This is a genomic window from Actinomadura scrupuli, from assembly GCF_050971785.1.
Lineage (GTDB): Bacteria > Actinomycetota > Actinomycetes > Streptosporangiales > Streptosporangiaceae > Actinomadura_E > Actinomadura_E scrupuli.
In genome coordinates this window covers 150,728-169,015 of the sequence record NZ_JBPCCU010000004.1, presented here as the reverse complement: position 1 = coordinate 169,015, position 18,288 = coordinate 150,728, and the positions used below count along the sequence as shown (strand labels likewise).

General features: G+C 74.9%; 17 protein-coding genes. 11 read left to right on the top strand and 6 right to left on the bottom strand.

The window, feature by feature from the left end; translation table 11 throughout:
* Positions 1–20 precede the first annotated feature (20 nt).
* From ACRYCC_RS20030 to ACRYCC_RS20020, 3 genes are all read right to left on the bottom strand, one after another.
* Entirely contained in the window at positions 21–1,166 is a 1,146-nt protein-coding gene (locus ACRYCC_RS20030; RefSeq protein ID WP_433814196.1) for an acyl-CoA dehydrogenase family protein, read from the bottom strand.
* Between the two features lie 7 nt (positions 1,167–1,173).
* A complete protein-coding gene (locus ACRYCC_RS20025; protein ID WP_433814195.1) occupies positions 1,174–2,319 on the bottom strand; it encodes a CaiB/BaiF CoA transferase family protein in 1,146 nt (381 codons plus the stop codon).
* Positions 2,320–2,397: 78 nt separating this feature from the next.
* Positions 2,398–3,975 carry a hypothetical protein gene (locus tag ACRYCC_RS20020; protein ID WP_433814193.1) on the bottom strand — a complete coding sequence of 526 codons (1,578 nt, stop codon included), beginning with the start codon at positions 3,973–3,975 and terminating at the stop codon, positions 2,398–2,400.
* 211 nt (positions 3,976–4,186) lie between these two features.
* Here ACRYCC_RS20020 and ACRYCC_RS20015 point away from each other — a divergent pair, with 211 nt between their 5' ends.
* Together ACRYCC_RS20015 and ACRYCC_RS20010 are read left to right on the top strand one after the other, a co-directional pair.
* Positions 4,187–4,567, top strand: coding sequence for a nuclear transport factor 2 family protein (locus tag ACRYCC_RS20015; protein WP_433814191.1), 381 nt, complete (start codon positions 4,187–4,189; stop codon positions 4,565–4,567).
* A 137-nt stretch (positions 4,568–4,704) separates the two neighbouring features.
* The gene (locus ACRYCC_RS20010) at positions 4,705–5,412 is read left to right on the top strand and encodes a M50 family metallopeptidase (protein ID WP_433814189.1); all 708 of its coding nucleotides are present in this window, start codon (positions 4,705–4,707) and stop codon (positions 5,410–5,412) included.
* Between the two features lie 20 nt (positions 5,413–5,432).
* Here the strand turns inward: ACRYCC_RS20010 and ACRYCC_RS20005 are convergent, their stop codons facing one another.
* Complete coding sequence (locus ACRYCC_RS20005) at positions 5,433–6,056, bottom strand: FMN-binding negative transcriptional regulator (RefSeq protein ID WP_433814187.1); 624 nt, start codon at positions 6,054–6,056, stop codon at positions 5,433–5,435.
* 61 nt (positions 6,057–6,117) lie between these two features.
* Between ACRYCC_RS20005 and ACRYCC_RS20000 the strand changes: the two genes are divergently transcribed.
* The 8 genes from ACRYCC_RS20000 (at position 6,118) to ACRYCC_RS19965 (ending at position 16,071) form a co-directional block, all read left to right on the top strand.
* Positions 6,118–7,419, top strand: a complete 1,302-nt coding sequence (locus ACRYCC_RS20000) for an SWIM zinc finger family protein (protein WP_433814185.1) — start codon at positions 6,118–6,120, stop codon at positions 7,417–7,419.
* Positions 7,416–8,999: a DUF5691 domain-containing protein gene (locus ACRYCC_RS19995; protein ID WP_433814183.1), complete on the top strand. Its 1,584-nt coding sequence runs from the start codon at positions 7,416–7,418 to the stop codon at positions 8,997–8,999. Before ACRYCC_RS20000 ends, ACRYCC_RS19995 begins: the two co-directional genes overlap by 4 nt.
* Positions 9,000–9,075: 76 nt before the next feature.
* Positions 9,076–10,167 carry an ATP-binding protein gene (locus ACRYCC_RS19990; protein WP_433814182.1) on the top strand — a complete coding sequence of 364 codons (1,092 nt, stop codon included), beginning with the start codon at positions 9,076–9,078 and terminating at the stop codon, positions 10,165–10,167.
* On the top strand, positions 10,164–12,707 hold the full coding sequence (locus ACRYCC_RS19985; protein WP_433814180.1) for a DUF5682 family protein: 2,544 nt from the start codon (positions 10,164–10,166) through the stop codon (positions 12,705–12,707). Before ACRYCC_RS19990 ends, ACRYCC_RS19985 begins: the two co-directional genes overlap by 4 nt.
* Positions 12,708–12,750: 43 nt before the next feature.
* Positions 12,751–13,923, top strand: coding sequence for a VWA domain-containing protein (locus tag ACRYCC_RS19980; protein WP_433814178.1), 1,173 nt, complete (start codon positions 12,751–12,753; stop codon positions 13,921–13,923).
* A 9-nt stretch (positions 13,924–13,932) separates the two neighbouring features.
* Positions 13,933–14,670: a hypothetical protein gene (locus ACRYCC_RS19975; RefSeq protein ID WP_433814177.1), complete on the top strand. Its 738-nt coding sequence runs from the start codon at positions 13,933–13,935 to the stop codon at positions 14,668–14,670.
* Positions 14,671–14,701: 31 nt separating this feature from the next.
* Entirely contained in the window at positions 14,702–15,091 is a 390-nt protein-coding gene (locus tag ACRYCC_RS19970; RefSeq protein WP_433814175.1) for an ArsR/SmtB family transcription factor, read from the top strand.
* Positions 15,091–16,071, top strand: coding sequence for a cation diffusion facilitator family transporter (locus tag ACRYCC_RS19965; protein ID WP_433814173.1), 981 nt, complete (start codon positions 15,091–15,093; stop codon positions 16,069–16,071). Before ACRYCC_RS19970 ends, ACRYCC_RS19965 begins: the two co-directional genes overlap by 1 nt.
* A gap of 73 nt (positions 16,072–16,144) precedes the next feature.
* On the opposite strand, the gene ACRYCC_RS19960 is transcribed toward ACRYCC_RS19965, so the two are convergent.
* The gene (locus ACRYCC_RS19960) at positions 16,145–16,771 is read right to left on the bottom strand and encodes an HAD-IA family hydrolase (protein WP_433814171.1); all 627 of its coding nucleotides are present in this window, start codon (positions 16,769–16,771) and stop codon (positions 16,145–16,147) included.
* The gene (locus ACRYCC_RS19955) at positions 16,755–17,012 is read right to left on the bottom strand and encodes a SemiSWEET family sugar transporter (RefSeq protein WP_433814170.1); all 258 of its coding nucleotides are present in this window, start codon (positions 17,010–17,012) and stop codon (positions 16,755–16,757) included. Before ACRYCC_RS19955 ends, ACRYCC_RS19960 begins: the two co-directional genes overlap by 17 nt.
* A gap of 44 nt (positions 17,013–17,056) precedes the next feature.
* On the opposite strand from ACRYCC_RS19955, the gene ACRYCC_RS19950 reads away from it, so the two are divergent.
* Complete coding sequence (locus ACRYCC_RS19950) at positions 17,057–18,265, top strand: ROK family transcriptional regulator (RefSeq protein WP_433814168.1); 1,209 nt, start codon at positions 17,057–17,059, stop codon at positions 18,263–18,265.
* The last annotated feature ends 23 nt before the right edge of the window (positions 18,266–18,288 follow it).

Genomic DNA, 18,288 nt, shown 5'->3' with positions numbered 1-18,288 from the left:
GAGCGGCCTCCCGGCCCGGGTCAGTGGCCGTCGCGGGCGATGAGCTGGCGGACGATGACGTTGCGCTGGATCTCGTTGGTGCCCTCACCGACGATCATGAGCGGGGCGTCGCGGAAGTAGCGCTCGACGTCGAACTCGGTGGAGTACCCGTAGCCGCCGTGGATGCGCAGCGCGTTCATGGCCACCGTCATGGCGGTCTCGGAGGCGAACAGTTTCGCCATCCCCGCCTCCAGGTCGGCGCGCTCACCGCGCTGCAGCCGCGCCGCCGCGTCCAGCGTGAGCAGGCGCGCGGCCCGCAGCGAGGTGGCCATGTCGGCCAGGTAGTTGCCGATCGACTGATGACGCCAGATGGGGGTCCCGAACGTCTCCCGCTGCTGGGCGTAGGCGAACGCGTCGTCGAAGGCCGCCTGTCCCACGCCCAGCGCCCGCGCCGCCACCTGGATCCGGCCGACCTCCAGGCCCCGCATCATCTGGGCGAACCCGGCGCCCTCCGCCCCGCCGAGGACCGCGGTCCGCGGCACCCGTACGCCGTCGAAGACCACCTCGCACGACTCGACCCCCTTGTAACCGAGCTTGGGGAGGTCGCGGGAGACGGAGTAGCCGCCGTCGACCAGCAGCACGCTCACCCCCCGGTGCGGCGGGTCGGCCGCGGGGTCGGTCTTGCAGAGCAGGGCGATCAGGCCCGCCCGCCGCGCGTTGGAGATCCAGGTCTTCACGCCGTCGACGACGTAGTGCGCGCCGTCGGAGCGGGCCAGCGTGCGGATGGCCTGCAGGTCCGAGCCGCCCTCCGGCTCGGTCAGCGCCATGGTGGCGCGCAGCTCGCCGGTCGCCAGCCTCGGCAGGTAGGCGGCCTTCTGCTCCTCGGTGCCGAACTCGCGCAGCAGGAAGGCCACCACGCTGTGCCCGCCCATCGCGCCGGCCAGGCTCATCCAGCCGCGCGCCAGCTGCTCGGTGACGAGCGCGAAGCACGGCACCGACACCTCGGTGCCGCCGTAGGCCTCCGGGACCAGCAGCCCGTAGACGCCCAGCCGCTTCATCCGCTCGATGAGCTCCTCGGGGTAGGTGTCGGCGTGCTCGAGGTCGCGGGCCACCGGCCGGACCCGCTCGTCGACGAACGCGGCGACCACCTCGACGATCGCCCGCTCTTCCCCGCTCGGCTCGAACATGTCCCCCCTAGGCCTGGGCGATGACGCCCGCGGCGAGCAGCTCCTCGATGTCACCGAAGCCCAGATCGGTGAGCACCTCCTGGGTGTGCTGCCCAGGCAGCGCCGGGGATCCGCCCATCTGGGGGCTGCTGCGGGAGAACCTCGGCGCCGGGACGGGCTGTGCGTGGCCGCCCTGCTCGACGAAGACCCCGCGCTCGGTGTTGTACGGGTGCTGGGCGGCCTCCTCCAGCGACAGGACCGGGGCCACACAGGCGTCGCCGGGCAGGAAGATCTCCGCCCACTCGTCGCGGGTCTTGGCCTTGAACGCCGCCGCGAAGCGCTCGCGCAGCTCCGGCCAGCCGTCCCGGTCGTGCTGGGAGGGCAGGCCCTGCACGCCCTCCAGGCCGAGGAGCCGCAGGAACTCGGCGTAGAACTGCGGTTCGAGCGCGCCGACCGCCATGTGCCGGCCGTCGGCCGTCTCGTACACGTCGTACCAGGGCGCACCGGTGTCGAGCATGTTCACCCCGCGCTCGTCCCGCCAGAGCCCGCCGGCCAGGAAGCCGTGGATGAAGGTGGACAGATGGGCCGTGCCGTCCACGATCGCGGCATCGACGACCTGGCCGCGGCGGCTGGTCTTGGCCTCCAGCAGGGCGGCCAGGACGCCCACCACCAGGTACATGCTGCCGCCGGCGAAGTCGCCGAGCAGGTTCATCGGCACCTGCGGTGGCCCGCCCGCCCGGCCGATGGCGTGCAGCACCCCGGTGATCGCGATGTAGCCGATGTCGTGGCCGGCGCTCTGTGCCAGCGCGCCCTCCTGGCCCCAGCCGGTCATCCGGCCGTAGACCAGCTTGGGGTTGCGTTCGGAGCACTGCTCGGGGCCGAGGCCCAGGCGCTCGGCGACGCCGGGCCGGAAACCCTCGATGAGCACGTCGGCCTGCTCCACCAGGCGGAGCACGACCTCCTTGCCCTTGTCGCTCTTGAGGTCCACGCCGATGGAGCGCTTACCGCGGTTGGTGAAGTCGGTGCCGGGATCCATGATCGGCGTCACGGCGGACACGCGGTCGACCCGGATGACCTCGGCGCCGAGGTCCGCCAGCAGCATGGCGGCGAACGGACCCGGTCCGATCCCGGCCAGCTCGATGACACGGACTCCGGTCAGCGGCCCCTTGCCCATGGACACCCCTCTCGACTGAACCTCGTTCGGCCCAGTGTGCCCGATCCGGGTAAGCGAGCCCTGACCGCCCCCGGGTGATCAACGTGCCCGGGCGCTCAGCGTCACCGGCTCCTTCGGCCGCCGGGGCCCCTTCGGCCCCTTGGCCACCAGCAGGCCGTGCTCATGGCCGGTGTCCTTGAACTTCCCGGTCAGCTCCGGCTTGAAGCCCTCGCTGGCGGCCGCGACGTAGAGCCAGCGGCGCCCGGGACGCCACCACAGGCCGCTCACCTCGCCGCCGCGGACGTCGCCGCAGTCGCCGGTCGGATGACGCTCGCCGCCCTTCTCGAACAGCGTCGCGTGCGCGACCGTACGGCCGTCGAGGTAGGTGTAGCGGGAGCACAGCCAGCGCGCGCGCACGCCTCCGGGCAGCCGCCCGGCCCAGAACTCCGTGACCGCCCCGGCGGCCACGGCCCGGTCGGGCGCGGGCAGCGCGCAGGCCGGCGGATCGGGCGGCAGCCGGACCTCGGTCAGCGCCAGTCCCTCCAGATCCGCCACGGTGTGCTCGCCGTCCGGCTCACGCAGCGCCAGCACCGGCCCGCCGGCGCAGTCCGCGGAATCCCCGGCGTCTCCGGAGGGCACGGCGGCCACGCCGTCCTCGATCGTCACCGGCCGCGCCGGCCGGCCCGGGGCCGACGCCCGCGCCGCGAGGACCCAGGGGGGCAGCAGGTAGCGGCCGTCGGTCAGCACCAGCGGGGTCGTCCCGCCGCGCGGCGCGGGGAACAGCTCGACGGTCGGGTGCCCGGCGGCCTGGACGTACCGGGCGACCCGCCCGCCGTCGGACAGCAACGCCACCGGCGTGCCGCCCACCCGGCCCGCGTACAGCACCTGAGGGCGCCCGCGCGGCGGGCCGCCCGCCGCACCGTCGTGGGCCTTGAGCGCGACGGCGCGCCGCCAGGTCGTCAGGGCCGCGGCGACGAAGTCCCTGTTCGACACGAGATCGCCGCGGGCGGGCCAGACGGCCAGCGCGTGCCCGGCACGCGTCCAGGCCTGCGCTCCGGCCATGACGACCTCGTCGCCGCCCGCCTTCCGCTGGGCGTCGCGATGGCGGTTCTCGGTCAGCACGATGCCGCCGATGAGCACCACGGTGAGCACGGACGCGACCGCCACCGGCAGCACGGGGCGCCGCCGCGGCCCGCGGACCACCGAGAGCCCCGCGATGTGCCCGGCCGGCTCCCCCACCTCCGCCGCCTCGTTCAGCGCCGTACGCGCGTCCCGGACGCCCAGCGCGACGAGCTGGTCGTGCGCGGCGTAGTAGGGCATCTCCTCCACGGTGCGCAGCACGTACGCGGCGCGCACCTCGGGCGTCAGCCCGATCAGCGGATCGGTCTGCGCGCTCTCCGGAAGCGCCGCGGGGAGGGCGCTGAGCCAGCGTCCCAGGCCGACTCGCAGCCGCCATCGCGGCCGCATCGCCTTGGCCAGCACCCGGGTGCGCACTTGCACATAGGCCTTGCCGGGATTGCGCACGGCGCGTTGCGGCAAACTCTCGTCGACGATCCGCCGAGCCAGCGCCAGCCGGTATTTACGGGGCCTGTCGCCGGGCAGCACCAAATACGCCAGGCGAACCAGCTCGGGATATCGCTGGTCCATTTCGGACTTCGCGGAAACCTCTTCCACCACGGGGGAACTCCTCTGGGCCATTGACCGCCGCCCCGAGGCTAGGAACCCGCCCTCATGCCGTCCACTGACTTGTGGCAACCATTACCTCACCATTCCCTTGCCACGAATAACTCTATTCCTCGAAATATGCGGTGATTCCGGGCCGAGGGGGCGCCGCCGGGCGGTGGGGTTATGGTCTGAGGTGAACCACGCCCGCCTAAGGAGCCGATCCATGTCCTCTGCCTTCCGTACCGCCGTCGAGTCCGGCGACCTGCCGGCGGTCGTCGCCACGCTCGCCGCGGACGTCGAGTTCCGCAGTCCGGCGGTGCACCGGCCCTACCAGGGCAGGCAGGCGGCCGCGCAGGTGCTGGGGGCGGTCCTGCGGGTGTTCGAGGACTTCCGGTACACCGCCGGCGTCCGCGACGGCGATCTCGAGGTCCTGATGTTCGAGGCGCGGGTGGGCACCCGGGAGATCCAGGGTGCGGACTTCCTGCGATACGGCCCGGACGGGCTGATCACCGAGCTCACCGTCATGATCCGGCCGCTGTCCGGCCTGACCGCCGTCGTCGAGGCGGTCGGCGCCCTGCTGTCCGGCGCCGCCCCCACGCCGTAACCGAACACCTCCTCCGAACGTCAGCGTCCGAACGTACGGAGGGGCCCCGACGTCCTACTCTTTGGGACGAACCCCGACGAGAACTACCCCTGAGGGCGGACGTGGATACAGCGAACATAAGCCAGCTTTGGGACCGAGTGACCGGTACCCAGGACGATCCGTCGTGGTGGCTGGTGATCCTGGTCGGTCTCGTCGCGCTCCTCGCGGTCGCCCACAGCCCCACCTGGCGGGTCGCCCGCAACGTGGTGACCATCGCGCACGAGGGCGGTCACGCGCTGGTCGCGCTGATCACCGGCCGCAAGCTGGACGGGATCCGGCTGCACTCCGACACCTCCGGCGTCACGGTCTCCCGGGGCAAGCCGCACGGGCCCGGCATGGTCTTCACCGCGATGGCGGGCTACGTCACTCCCCCGCTGCTCGGCCTGTTCTTCGCCGCCCTGCTCAGCGTGGGGCGGATCACGCTGATGCTGTGGGCGTCCCTGGCCCTGCTGGGCGTCATGCTCATCATGATCCGCAACGCCTACGGCGTGCTGTCCGTGGTCGGCACGGGAGCGATCATCTTCGCGGTGTCCTGGCTGGGCAACGAGGAGGTCCAGGCCGGGTTCGCCTACCTCGGCGCGTGGTTCCTGCTGTTCGCCGGCGCCCGCCCGGTGATAGAGCTGCAGCGGCTGCGGTCCCGGCGGATGGCGCCCGCCTCGGACGCCGACCAGCTGGCCCATCTCACCGGCGTCCCCGGCCTCACCTGGGTGTTCCTGTTCGGCCTGGTGGCTCTGGCGGCACTGCTGGCCGGCGGCCGGCTGCTCGCCCCCGACACCTCCCTGCTGCCCCAGCTGCCGGGCCGCTGAGACGGCCCGGCGGGCCCGGATCAGGGGCCCGGGCGGCGGAGGAGATGGTCCCTGGCCCGCCGGTCGGCGGCCGAGCCGCGCTCCGCCAGCCTTCCGGCGACCCGTTCCCGCACCGGTGACCTCTTGTTGCCGCCGAACTTGAACTTGGCCCGCACGGCGGTGACGGTCAGGTCGAGCCCGCGGATCCCGGCCAGCAGCCGGTCGCCGGCCGCCACGGGCTCCCGGGCGGACCCCGGCGGCTCGAAGTGCCCGAGCTGGCCGTTGAGGATCCCGGCCTTCTCCGCCGGGTCGTCCACGATCCGGACGTCACAGCTCAGCTGGACCGTCGCGTAGTAGGAGGTGGGCACGCCCTGCTCCGGCGGCCGGCCCTCGTCGGCGTTCCACTCCGCGGGCACGTAGACGTAGTCGTCGATCACGGTGAGCACGGCCCGCGGGTGCTCCTCCAGGTGGGCCCAGACCGGGTTGGGCCTGGCCAGGTGCAGCCGGATCGAGCGGTCCCCGTCGTACAGGAAATGCGTGGGCACCACCACCGGCAGCTCCCGCCCCCGGCCCGGGGCGATCAGCTGCCCGAAGTCCCGGCCGTCACGGAGCCAGAGCCGCCATTCCTCGTCGTCGACGGCGGCGTCCCAAGGATGAATCAGCATGCCCCGACGGTAGCCGGGGAACGCATCGGAAATGTCCGCGAGGACCGATAGTTTCGATGGTGTGAGCGAACGGTGGGGTCGAGAGCAGGTGCTGGGGCTGGCACCCGACGCGTCATCGGGCAAGGCGGCGGGCAAGGTCGCCCAGCCCGCCCTCTGGAGCGGTGCGGGCTGTGACGAGCAGGCGGTCTGGGGCGAGTGCCAGGGCAGCGGCTCCAGCCTCTACCGGACCGGCGTGGACCTGTCCGAGCCGGCGTTCCGGTGCTCGTGCCCGAGCCGCAAGTTCCCGTGCAAGCACGCCCTGGGCCTGCTGCTGCTGTGGAGCGACGGCGCGGTCCCGGCGGGCGCCCGGCCCGGCTGGGCGCAGGAGTGGCTGGCCCAGCGGCAGGAGCGGGCGCAGCAGGCCCAGGAGCGTCGCGAGACGGCCCCGGGCGCGGTCAGGACCCGGGACCCGAAGACCGCCGAGCGGCGGGAGCGCCGGGTCGAGGAGGGCATCGACGAGCTCGACCGGTGGCTGCGCGACCAGGTCGCGCACGGTCTCGCCCAGGCCGAGCAGGCACCGTACTCCCTCTGGGACGACGCCGCCCGGCGGCTGGTCGACGCGCAGGCCGGCGCGCTGGCGGGCCAGATCAAGTCGCTGGCCGCCATCCCCCGCCGGCAGGGCGGCGGCGCGGCCTGGCCGGAGCGGCTGCTGGAGGAGTACGCGCTGCTGCGGCTGCTGACCCGGGCCTACCGGCGGCAGGCCGAGCTGCCCGAGCCGCTGCGGCAGACCGTGCGCGCCCGGGTCGGCTTCACGATGAGCCAGGAGGAGGTGCTGAGCGGCCCGGCCGTCCGGGACCGGTGGTACGTCGCCGGGATCCGCGACACCGAGCAGGACCGGCTCATCACCCGCAGGGTGTGGCTGCGCGGCCTGCGGACCCGCCGGCCCGCGCTGGTGCTGTCGTTCGCGGCGCCGGGCCGGCCGCTGGACTCCTCACTGGTGGCGGGCACCGCCGTGGAGGCCGACCTCGCCTTCTACCCGGGCGCCCAGCCGCTGCGCGCCCTGATCGCCACCCGGCACGGCGCGCCCGGCCCGGCGGCGCCGCCGGGCGGCACGGTCGGCGAGTTCCTCCGGGAGTACGCCGCGGCGCTGGCCCTCGACCCGTGGCTGGACCGCTGGCCCGCCGTGCTCGGCGACGTACGGCTGTCGCGTGACCACCGGCTCGTCGACGCGCACGGGGACGCGCTGCCCCTCGACGCGACGGATCCCTGGCGGCTGCTGGCGGTCTCCGGCGGCGGCCCGCTGACCGTCTCCGGCGAGTGGTCCCCCCGCGGCCTGCGGGCACTGTCGGCCTGGCACGAAGAAGAAGGGGTCCTCGTCCTGTGAGCATCTGGACCGAGCACGTCACCGCCGCACTACTCGGCACCCAGCGGCGGCGGGCCCCGGCGCTGCCCGAGGCCCCGGCCACCGGCGGGTCCGCCGATCCGGCGGGCCGGCTGCTCGACCAGGCCGCGGTGCTGACGGCCGGGCGGCGGGCCGGGCTGCGCGCGCTGCGGGCCGAGCCGATCGCGCCCGCGCCCGCCGAGACCCTGCCGGCGGTGGGGCCCGAGGCCGCCCGCCGGTTGCGCGAGATCCTGGACGGCCGGCAGATCAGGATGCTGCCCGAGTGGCTCGACGCCGCCGCCCGTTGCGGCTACCGCGTGCCCGCCCGGCTGCTGCCCGACCTGCTGGAGAAGGGCCGCGGCGACCGGACCCTGCGCCCGCGCATCGCCGCCGCGGCCGGGCGCCGCGGGCTCTGGCTGGCCCTGCAGAACCCCGACTGGGCCTACCTCACCGCCGAGGTGACGACCGCCCGGGAGCCGGCCGGCGGCAAGGACGGGGAGCCCGACGTCTGGGAGACCGGCACCCGGGGGCAGCGGGTCGCCCGGCTGCGCGGGCTGCGCGCCGAGTATCCGGAGCGGGCCCGCACCGCCCTGGCCGAGACCTGGGCCAAGGAGCCGGCCGCCGACCGGGTGGCGTTCCTGGCCACCTTCGAGCACGGCCTGTCCGGCGCCGACGAGGAGTTCCTCGAGCACGCCCTCGACGACCGGGCCAAGGACGTGCGGGCCGTCGCCGCGGATCTGCTCGCCCGGCTGCCCGGGTCCGCCTACGGCGAGCGGATGGCCGAGCGGGCCCGGTCCTGCCTGCGGCCCGAGCGGCGGACCGTGCGGCAGCGCACCCAGACCTGGGTGGTCGTCCGGCCCCCGGACGGCCACGACGAGGGCATGGGGCGCGACGGCGTGCCCTTCCACCCGGCCGGCTCCTTCGTGCCCGACAGCCGCTCCGGCGCGCCGGTCGGCACCCGCGCCGCGTGGCTGCGGGAGATCATCGCGCGCACCCCGCTGGCCACCTGGACGGCCCTGTTCGGCGCCCACGGCCCGGCGAGCCCGATGGAGGTCGTGTGCCTGCCCATCGCCGACGACTTCGCCCGCGACGTCCACCTCGGCTGGGCGCGCGCCGCCGTACGCCAGCGCGACGCTCGCTGGGCCCAGGCGCTGCTCAAGGGCGGGGTGGTGCTGGAGGAGGTCGAGGCGCTGGCCGATCTGCTCGGCGTGCTCCCCGAGCCCGAGCGCGACTCCGCCGCCGCGGACCTGACCCGCTGGGTCGACGGCAAGGTGGACCTGCTGCGGGTGCTCGACCGCATCCCCGCGCCGTGGACCGGCACCCTGGCCGACACGGTGCTCGGCGTGCTGGCCGAGGAGCTGCGGCACGTCGCCCCGGCCGGGTCCGGCGGCGCGCACGGCGACTCCGCCCGCTTCCTGGCCCAGCTGTGCCGGCTCGCCGACGAGCGCCTCACCCCCGACGTCGCCCCCCGGCTGGACGAGCTCGGCCGCCGGCATCCCGGCTGCTGGCCGCTCACCGAGCTGACCGAGACCCTGCGTTTCCGCCACGACATGGTGCGGGAACTCCTGCCGGGCCCGCCGTAGTGACCGTACCCGCCGTCGTGCGCCCGGCACGCACCCGGCATCACCGACCTGAACAGCGTGAACCGAAGGAGCTGCCATGACCTCGCCGCAGGAAGCGGTGCTGCGCCCGCACGCCGAGCAGCAGTACGCGGGTGAGCTGGCCCGGCTGGCCGAACACGACGACCGGGCGCGGCCGCCGGGCTGGCGGCTGTCCCCGTGGGCGGTGACCACCTACCTGCTCGGCGGCGAGCTGCCCGACGCCACCGCCGTCACGCCGAAGTACGTCGGGCCGCGCCGCCTGATCGAGGTCGCCGTCGCGACGCTCGCCACCGACCGGTCACTGCTGCTGCTCGGGGTGCCCGGCACCGCCAAGACCTGGGTGTCGGAGCATCTGGCGGCCGCGGTGAGCGGCGACTCGACACTGCTGGTCCAGGGCACCGCGGGCACCTCCGAAGAGGCGATCCGGTACGGCTGGAACTACGCCCGGCTGCTCGCCGACGGGCCCTCGGAGGAGGCGCTGGTGCCGAGCCCGATGATGCGCGCCATGCGGACCGGCGCGGTGGCCCGCATCGAGGAGCTCACCCGGATGCCCTCGGACGTGCAGGACGCCCTCATCACCCTGCTGTCGGAGAAGACCCTGCCGGTCCCCGAGCTGAACACCGAGGTCCAGGCGCGCAAGGGCTTCACCGTCATCGCCACCGCCAACGACCGCGACCGGGGCGTCAACGAGCTGTCCAGCGCGCTGCGCCGCCGGTTCAACACGGTGGTGCTGCCGCTGCCGGCCTCGGCCGACGACGAGGTCGACATCGTCGCCCGCCGGGTCGACCAGCTCGGCGCGTCCCTGGAGCTGCCCGGCACCCTGGCCGGGCTGGAGGAGATCCGCCGGGTCGTCACCGTCTTCCGTGAGCTGCGGTCCGGCCGCACCGACGACGGCCGGACCAAGCTCAAGTCGCCCAGCGGCACCCTGAGCACCGCCGAGGCCATCTCGGTCATCACCAGCGGCCGGGTGCTGGCCACGCACTTCGGCGACGGGGTGCTGCGGGCGGCCGACGTGGCGGGCGGCATCGTCGGAGCCGTCGTCCAGGACCCGGTGTCGGACCGGGTCGTCTGGCAGGAGTACCTCGAGACCGTCGTCCGCGAGCGCCCCGAGTGGCGTGACTTCTACCGGGCCTGCCGGGAGGTCTCTTGACCGCCCAGGTGCGGACCTTCGGGATCCGGCACCACGGGCCGGGGTCGGCCCGCACCCTCGGCCGGGCCCTGGAGGAGTTCAAGCCGGACCTCGTGCTGATCGAGGGACCGCCGGAGGCCGACGCGATCGTCGGGCTGGCCGCCGAGCCCGGCATGGTCCCCCCGGTCGCGCTGCTGGCGTACGTCCCCGGGCCCGCAGGCGCGGCCCCCGAGCCGGCCGGGTCGGACGCCGGGCCCGCCGGCGGCTCCGGGCGGCGGGCGGCGTTCTGGCCGTTCGCCGAGTTCTCCCCCGAGTGGAACGCCGTCCGCTACGCCATGGCCGCGGACGTGCCGGTGCGGTTCTGCGACCTGCCCGCCGCCCACCAGCTGGCGGACCCGACTCCGGCCCCCCTCGCCGAACCGCCCGAGGGCGGCTCACCCGAGAGCGGCTCACCCGGCGACGGGCCGTCCGGTGACGGCCCGCCCGGTGCCGCCCTGCCCGGCGACGGCCTGCCCGGGGACCGCCCGGAGGCGGGATCGGAGCCCGGGTCCCCGGATCCGGAGGACCTGCCCGCCCCCGCCGAGCTGGTGCGGATGGATCCGCTGGGATGGCTCGCGGAGGCGGCCGGCTACGACGACGCCGAGCGCTGGTGGGACGACGTGGTCGAGCACCGCGGCGCCGGGCCGTCGCCGTTCCAGGCCATCGCGGAGGCGATGCGGACCCTGCGCGAGCACGCCCCGCCGATGCCGGCGGACTACACCCGGCGGGAGGAGCGCCGGGAGGCGTACATGCGCCGGACGCTCCGCCGCGCCCTCAAGGAGGGCTTCGAGCGGGTGGCCGTGGTCTGCGGCGCCTGGCACGTCCCGGCGATCGAGGCCGCGCTGAGCACGTCCCGCTCCTCGGCCACCAGCGCCGGCAAGGACGACCGGCTCCTGCGCGGGCTGCCCAAGGTCAAGGTCGACCTCACCTGGGTGCCGTGGACGCACGGCCGCCTGGCGAGCTGGTCGGGCTACGGCGCGGGAGTGCGCTCGCCCGGCTGGTACCACCACCTCTTCTCCGCTCCGGACCGGCCCATCGAACGCTGGCTCACGCAGGCGGCCCGGGTGCTGCGCGAGGAGGACCTGCCGGTCTCGTCGGCGCACGTCATCGAGGCCGTACGGCTGGCGGACGCGCTGGCGGCGTTGCGCGGACGCCCCCTGGCCGGGCTGGAGGAGGTCACCGAGGCCACCCGGGCGGTGCTGTGCGAGGGCGCGGAGCTCCCCCTGGAGCTGATCCAGCGCCGCATGGTGGTCGGCGAGCGGCTCGGGGCCGTCCCCGACAGCACTCCGATGGTGCCGCTGCAACGCGACCTGCAGGCCCAGCAGCGGCGGCTGAAGTTCCGGCCGGACGCCCGCGGCACCGACCTCGACCTGGACCTGCGCAAGCCGACGGACCTGGAGCGCAGCAGGCTGCTGCACCGGCTGGGCCTGCTCGGCGTCGGCTGGGGCACCCCGCAGCAGGACCCCGGCCGCGGCAAGGGCACCTTCCGGGAGAGCTGGAGCCTGCTCTGGAAGCCCGAGTTCGACGTGGACCTGATCGAGGCCGGAGCCTGGGGCACGACCGTGCGGGAGGCCGCCGGCGCCAAGGCGGTCGCGCTCGCCGGCCGGCTGGCCGCCGGCGCGGGCACGGGCACCGTGCCGGACGAGGGCGCGCTGCCCCGGCTGACCGGGCTGGCCGAGCGCTGCCTGCTGGCCGACCTGGGCCAGGCGCTGCCCCTGGTCATGCGGGCGCTCGCCGACCGGGCCGCCGCGGACACCGACGTGGTCCACCTGATGGCGGCGCTGCCGGCGCTGGTGCGGGCGCTGCGCTACGGCGACGTGCGGGGCACCGACACCCGATCGCTGGGGGCGGTCGTGGACGGGCTGGTCGTGCGCGTCTGCGTCGGCCTCTCCCCCGCCGCGGGCGGGCTGGACGACGACGCCGCCCGGGCGCTGCTCAAGCACATCGACGAGGTCAACGGCGCCCTCGCCCTGCTGGACACCGGCGACCCGGAGGCCGGCACCGGCGGCACCGCCGCGACGGGCCGGACCGGTCATGTGGCCCGGTGGCAGGACGCCCTGACCAGCATGATCGACAGACCGGGGCTGCACGGGCTGATCGAGGGCCGGCTGACCCGGCTGCTGCGCGACGCGGGCCGGCTCGACGACGTCCCCGACCGGATGGCCAGGGCGGTGTCGGTCGGCGCGACGCCCGCCCGGGCGGCGGCCTGGATCGAGGGGTTCCTGGCCGGCGGCGGGCTGGTGCTCGTGCACGACGACGCCCTGCTCCGCCTGGTCGACGAGTGGATCTCGGGGCTGCCGGAACGCTCGTTCACCGACGTGCTGCCGCTGCTGCGCCGTACCTTCTCCGGCTACGCCGCGCCCGAGCGGCGCTCGATCGGCGAGCGGGTACGGCGGCTGGACACCGCCCCGCACGCGGTGTCCGGCGCGCCCGACGACGATCTCGACGGGGAGCGCGCCGGCCCCGCGGCACGCACCGTCGCCGGGATCCTGGGCTGGACCACCCCCCTTCGCGACTCGTGATGATCATGAAGGGGCGGGACGCGCACGGACGAGGGAGGGCCCGATGCAGACCGACGAGCGGCTGAAGCGGTGGCGGCTGGTGCTGGGCGGCGAGGCCGCCGAGGGGACGGGAGTCACCCTGGAGGGCGCCGACGCCACGATGGACGGAGCGCTCGAGGCGCTGTACGGCTCGGGCCCGGGTGGTGAGGGCCGTCCCTCGGGCGGCCGGCGGAGCGCGGGCCTGGGGGCCTCGGCGCCGAAGGTGGCGCGCTGGCTGGGCGACATCCGAGCCTGCTTCCCCTCGACCGTGGTGCAGGTCATGCAGAAGGACGCCCTGGAGCGGCTGGATCTGACCCGCATGCTGCTGGAGCCCGAGATGCTGGACGCGGTCGAGCCCGACGTGCATCTCGTCGGCACGCTGCTGTCGCTCAACCAGGTCATGCCGGAGCGGGCCAAGGAGTCGGCGCGGGCGGTGGTCCGCAAGGTGGTCGCGCAGCTGGAGAAACGGCTCGCCCAGCGGACGCGTTCGGCGATCACGGGGGCGCTGGACCGGTCCGCCCGGGTGCTGCGGCCCAAGCGCCCCGGCGACGTCGACTGGAGCCGGACCATCCACGCCAACCTCCGGCACTATCTGCCCGAGCAGCGGACCGTCGTGCCCGAGAAGCTGATCGGCTACGGCCGCCGGCAGCAGGCGGTCAAGCGCGACGTGGTGCTGTGCGTCGACCAGAGCGGCTCGATGGCGGCCTCGGTGGTGTACGCGGGGGTGTTCGGCGCGGTGCTGGCCTCGATGAGGTCGCTGCGCACGTCGCTGGTGGTCTTCGACACCGCGGTCGTCGACCTGACCGACCAGCTGCACGACCCCGTGGAGGTGCTGTTCGGCACCCAGCTGGGCGGCGGCACCGACATCAACCGCGCGCTCGCCTACTGCCAGGGCGTCATCACCCGGCCGACCGACTCGATCCTCGTGTTGATCAGTGACCTCTACGAGGGCGGGATCCGCGACGAGATGCTCAAGCGGGTCGCCGCGATGACCGGCGCCGGGGTCCAGGTCGTGGTGCTGCTGGCGCTGTCGGACGAGGGCGCGCCCGCCTACGACCACGACAACGCGGCGGCGCTGGCCGCGCTGGGAGTGCCCGCCTTCGCCTGTACCCCCGACGTCTTCCCCGACCTGATGGCGGCGGCGATCGAGCGGCGCGACCTCAGGGAATGGTCCGAACGCAACGCGCAGGGTCGCTAACGTGGTCGTATGGCAGAGGACGATGACCGCCACGACAGCAACGTCCGGCCGTTCGTGCCGCGCCCGGGCGACGACCCGGCCGCGGATCCCGACGACGCCGACTTCGCCGAGCTCGAAGACCTCTTCGAGCTGGACGAGGACGAGTTCCTGGCCGAGTGGGAAGAGGTCGAGGGCGGGGCCGTCGAGGTCCTGCGGGCGGCGCTTCCCGGGCTCGTCGGGGCGGCACCGCCGGAGGACGATCTGCACGCCGCCGCCGGGCGGATCCGGGCCGGGATCGCCGCCGGCCGCGAGCCCTACAGCTACATCCCGGGCGGGGCCGGGTGGTCCGCCGTGCCGCCCGCCGACGACCGCGAGCTGTGGATCGGCGCCAGCGGCTCACTGATCGCGGGCTTCGGTGAGATCCCGATGTCCGTCCAGCGGCAGTCCACGATCATGGCGCTGCAGCACGGGGACTGGGCCGGCGCCGTGATCGGGCTGGTGCGGGCGGGGACCGGCGCCCCCGCCGGGCCCGCCGACCTGGTCGAGTACGCCGATGACTGCCCGGAGATCGAGGGCAAGGCCGATCCGGACGACGTCGAGATCATCGAAGCGGGCTTCGCGCATCTGCTGGAGCTGTGGGCGGCGACCGGCGCGATCGACGAGCACGGCCGGCTCAGCGAGCTCGGCCGGTGGGGGCTGCCCCGCGCGCTGGCCTGGGCCTGGAACGGCGACTTCGACACCGGGCACGAATCCGCCACCCCCGCGTAGCCGGCGCCCCCGCGATGCCTATAGTGGACGTATGAGTGTCCATTCATACGAGCAGACGGCGTCCGGCGGCCCGGCCGCCCGGGTGGTGGACGCTCAGCGGGTGAGCGCCGTCTCGGCCGCCCTGCCCGGGGCCGAGACGATCGACGAACTGGCCCAGGTGTTCGGGCTGCTCGCCGATCCCGGCCGGCTGCGGGTGATCACGGCGCTGCTCAAGGGCGGCGAGATGTGCGTGTGCGACCTCGCCGCCGCCACCGGGCACAGCGAGTCCGCGGCCTCCCACGCCCTCCGACTGCTGCGCGCGCACCGGGTCGTGCGGGTCCGCCGGTCGGGCCGGATGGCCTACTACCGGCTGGACGACTCGCACGTGCGGATGCTGCTCGACATGGCACTCGACCACATCGTGCACGACGGAGACGCCTGATGGGCGCCGGGCACGGCCACGGGCACGGCGTGTCGGCCGCCGCCGACCGCCGCTACCTGGCCGGAGCCCTGGCGCTGCTGCTGGCCTTCATGGCGGCCGAGGTCGTCGTGGGCCTGCTCTCCGGCTCGCTGGCGCTGCTCTCCGACGCGGCCCACCTGCTCACCGACGTGTTCTCGATCGCGCTGGCGCTGGTCGCGATGCGGCTCGCGGCCCGGCCCCCGGAGGGCGGCTACACCTTCGGGCTGAAGCGATCCGAGATCCTGTCCGCCCAGCTCAACGGCCTGACGCTGATCCTGCTGGCCGCCTACTTCGTGTACGAGGCGATCCACCGGCTGATCTCGCCGCCGCAGGTGGCCGGCATCCCGGTCCTCGGCACGGCGGTGGCCGGCATCGTGGTCAATCTGGTCGCCGTCTGGCTGATCGGCCGGGCCGACCGCACCAGCCTCAACGTCGAGGGCGCCTTCCAGCACATCGTCAACGACCTGTACGCCTTCGTCGCCACCGCGCTCGCCGGACTGACCGTCTGGCTCACCGGCTTCGCCCGGGCGGACTCCCTCGCCTCGCTGATCATCGCCGCGCTCATGCTCAAGGCCGGCTACGGGCTGATCCGCTCGGCCGGCCGGGTGCTCATGGAGGCGGCGCCCACCGGCATGGACCCCGCCGAGGTCGGCACCCGGCTGGCCCAGCGCCCCTGCGTGGTGGAGGTCCACGACCTGCACGTCTGGGAGGTCACCTCCGGCTACGCCGCGATGTCGGCGCACGTGCTGGTGGAGCCGGGCGGCGACTGTCACGCCGTACGCCGGGACCTGCAGGCGGTGCTGCTCGACTCGTACGGCATCAGCCACACCACCCTCGAGGTCGATCACGCCCACACCGAGGACACCGGCACGTTCCACTGCGAGGACCCGCACGGGCCGCGGCACGTCGGCGCGGCGGAGGAGCCGCACGAGCACGCCGGCGACTCCGGCTGCGGGCACTGAGCCCGGCCCGGGGCCGGCGATCGACGCGACGACCGTGGACGCGTCCGGCCCGGGACGCGCACCGCCCGCGGCGCTACGACGCGCCGTCGAGCCAGCCCGCCAGCGCGCCGAGATCTGCGATCGGAAGATCGCCCGGATGCCCGCGCAGCGCGGCCACCGGCATGCCGGCCGCGCGGCCCGCCGCGATCCCCGGCTCGGAGTCCTCGACGACCAGGCAGCCGGCCGGATCGGCGCCCAGCGCGGCGGCCGCCCGGAGGTAGCCGTCGGGGTGCGGCTTGCCCCGGGCGGTGTCCTCGACCGTCACCAGCAGGGGCGGCTCGATGCCGGACGCGGCGAGCCGTACGCCGGCGAGCCGGCGGTCGGCGCTCGTCACCACCGCCCAGGGCAGCCGGCGCGCGGCCAGCGCCGCCAGCACGTCATGGGCACCGGGAGCCGCCGTCACGTCGTCGAGATCGGTGTACTGCAGGTCGAGCTGGAACTGGGCCGCCGCCGCCACCTGCCGGTCGTCGAGCCACGGGGCCACCCGGCGCACCGTGCGCTCGCTCGGGCTGCCGTGGGCGAGGGCGAGGACCTGCGCCCCGGCGACGCCGAACCGCCGCGCCCAGCTGAGCCACGCGCGCTCGACGGCGGCGTCGGAGTCGACCAGCGTCCCGTCCATGTCGAACAGGACCGCCTCGATCCGGTCAGGCCGTACGCGCATCGAACCTGGCCTTGATCCCGGCGAGCGTCAGCAGGGCGAACAGGGTGACGCCGTTGGTGGCGATGATGGCGATGTCGCCCAGGATCGCGCCGTACAGCAGCCAGAGCAGGATGCCCGCGCCGAGGGCGGCGATGTAGAGCCACGAAAGGTCACCGGTGGAGCGGGTCCGCCATGACCTCATGAGCTGGGGAAGCCAGCAACCGGCGGTCAGCGCGCCGGCGACCAGGCCGAGAAATGTCACAATGATCCCCTTCTTTTTGCTCGTACCACGAGCATAATGCGTGCATGGCGGGCGGACAATACCTCGGCGAGCGGGCACGGGCCCTGCGGCTGCGCGGCGCACTGGACGTGCTGCGCCACGTTCATCTGCGGTCCGCCACGACCCGGGCGGGCCTCGCCCGCGAGCTCGGGCTCAGCCGCGGGTCGGCGACCGAGATCATGGCGAGGCTGCGGGCGCTGTCGCTGGTCCAAGAGGGCGAGGCCGCGCCGGGCGGCGGCCGTGGGCGGCCCACCCGGGTGGTGGGACCGCACCCGGCCGGCCCGCTCGCGCTGGCGGTCGACATCTCCTACGAGAGATGGCGGCTGGCGGTGGCCGAGGTGGGCGGCGGGCTCCGGATGATCGCCGAGGAGCGGCATCCCGGCGGGCGCCGCCCGGCCGCGGTGCTCGCCCGGGTCGGCGAAGCGATCAGCGATGCCCGCGCGGAGCTCGGGCCGCGGCTCGCGGCGGTCGGCGTCTCCGTGGCGGGCACCGTGAGCGACGGCCGGGTCGTCCAGGCGGGCAGCATGGGGTGGCGGGACGTCGAGATCGCCCGGGCGCTCTCCCCCGGCCCCGTCCCCGTGCTGGTCGGCAACGACGCCACCCTCGCGGGCGTCACCGAGGCCCGGCGGGGCGCGGCCCGGACGGCCGGCACCGCGCTCTACCTGACCGTCGAGGTCGGCATCGGAGGGGTCCTGCTCGACCGGGGACAGCCGGTCTCCGGGGGCACCGGGACGGGCGGCGAGTTCGGTCACCTGCCCTTCGGGGACCCCGCCCGCCGGTGCCCCTGCGGGGCGTACGGCTGCTGGGACCTGGAGATCGACGGACGGGCCCTCGCGCGGCTGCTGGGCGCCCCTCCCCCGGCGGACCCCCGCCGGATGGCGGCCGGGGTGCTCGACCGGGCCCGCCGCGGTGATCCGGAGGCGAGCGCGGCGGCCGGGACGGTGGCGCACAACCTGGGTCGTGGCATCGCGGGCCTGGTCAACGCGCTCGATCCGCAGATCGTGACGCTGGCCGGGCTGGCCACTCCCCTGCTCGAGGTCGCCGGGCCGGCGGTCGGGCGCGCCTACCGGGCGGGCCTGATGAGCTTCCGGCGCGACGACCCGCCCCCTCTGGTGCCCTCGGAGTTCCCGCAGGACGGGAGCCTGCGGGGAGCGACCGATCTGGCCTTCGACGCGATCCTGTCCGAGAGCGGCCTGAACGCCTGGCAGGAGAGCCTGCCCGCCGGCACGTCGTGACCACGCGGTGGGTGTGATCACGA

Bases quoted from the DNA above. Each gene is read 5' to 3' on its own strand.
- ACRYCC_RS20015 (WP_433814191.1), top strand. From the start codon at position 4,187: ATGTCCTCTGCCTTCCGTACCGCCGTCGAGTCCGGCGACCTGCCGGCG.
- ACRYCC_RS19975 (WP_433814177.1), top strand. From the start codon at position 13,933: ATGGCAGAGGACGATGACCGCCACGACAGCAACGTCCGGCCGTTCGTG.
- ACRYCC_RS19980 (WP_433814178.1), top strand. From the start codon at position 12,751: ATGCAGACCGACGAGCGGCTGAAGCGGTGGCGGCTGGTGCTGGGCGGC.
- ACRYCC_RS19960 (WP_433814171.1), bottom strand. From the start codon at position 16,771: ATGCGCGTACGGCCTGACCGGATCGAGGCGGTCCTGTTCGACATGGAC.
- ACRYCC_RS19950 (WP_433814168.1), top strand. From the start codon at position 17,057: ATGGCGGGCGGACAATACCTCGGCGAGCGGGCACGGGCCCTGCGGCTG.
- ACRYCC_RS20025 (WP_433814195.1), bottom strand. From the start codon at position 2,319: ATGGGCAAGGGGCCGCTGACCGGAGTCCGTGTCATCGAGCTGGCCGGG.
- ACRYCC_RS19990 (WP_433814182.1), top strand. From the start codon at position 9,076: ATGACCTCGCCGCAGGAAGCGGTGCTGCGCCCGCACGCCGAGCAGCAG.
- ACRYCC_RS20030 (WP_433814196.1), bottom strand. From the start codon at position 1,166: ATGTTCGAGCCGAGCGGGGAAGAGCGGGCGATCGTCGAGGTGGTCGCC.
- ACRYCC_RS20005 (WP_433814187.1), bottom strand. From the start codon at position 6,056: ATGCTGATTCATCCTTGGGACGCCGCCGTCGACGACGAGGAATGGCGG.
- ACRYCC_RS19970 (WP_433814175.1), top strand. From the start codon at position 14,702: ATGAGTGTCCATTCATACGAGCAGACGGCGTCCGGCGGCCCGGCCGCC.
- ACRYCC_RS19965 (WP_433814173.1), top strand. From the start codon at position 15,091: ATGGGCGCCGGGCACGGCCACGGGCACGGCGTGTCGGCCGCCGCCGAC.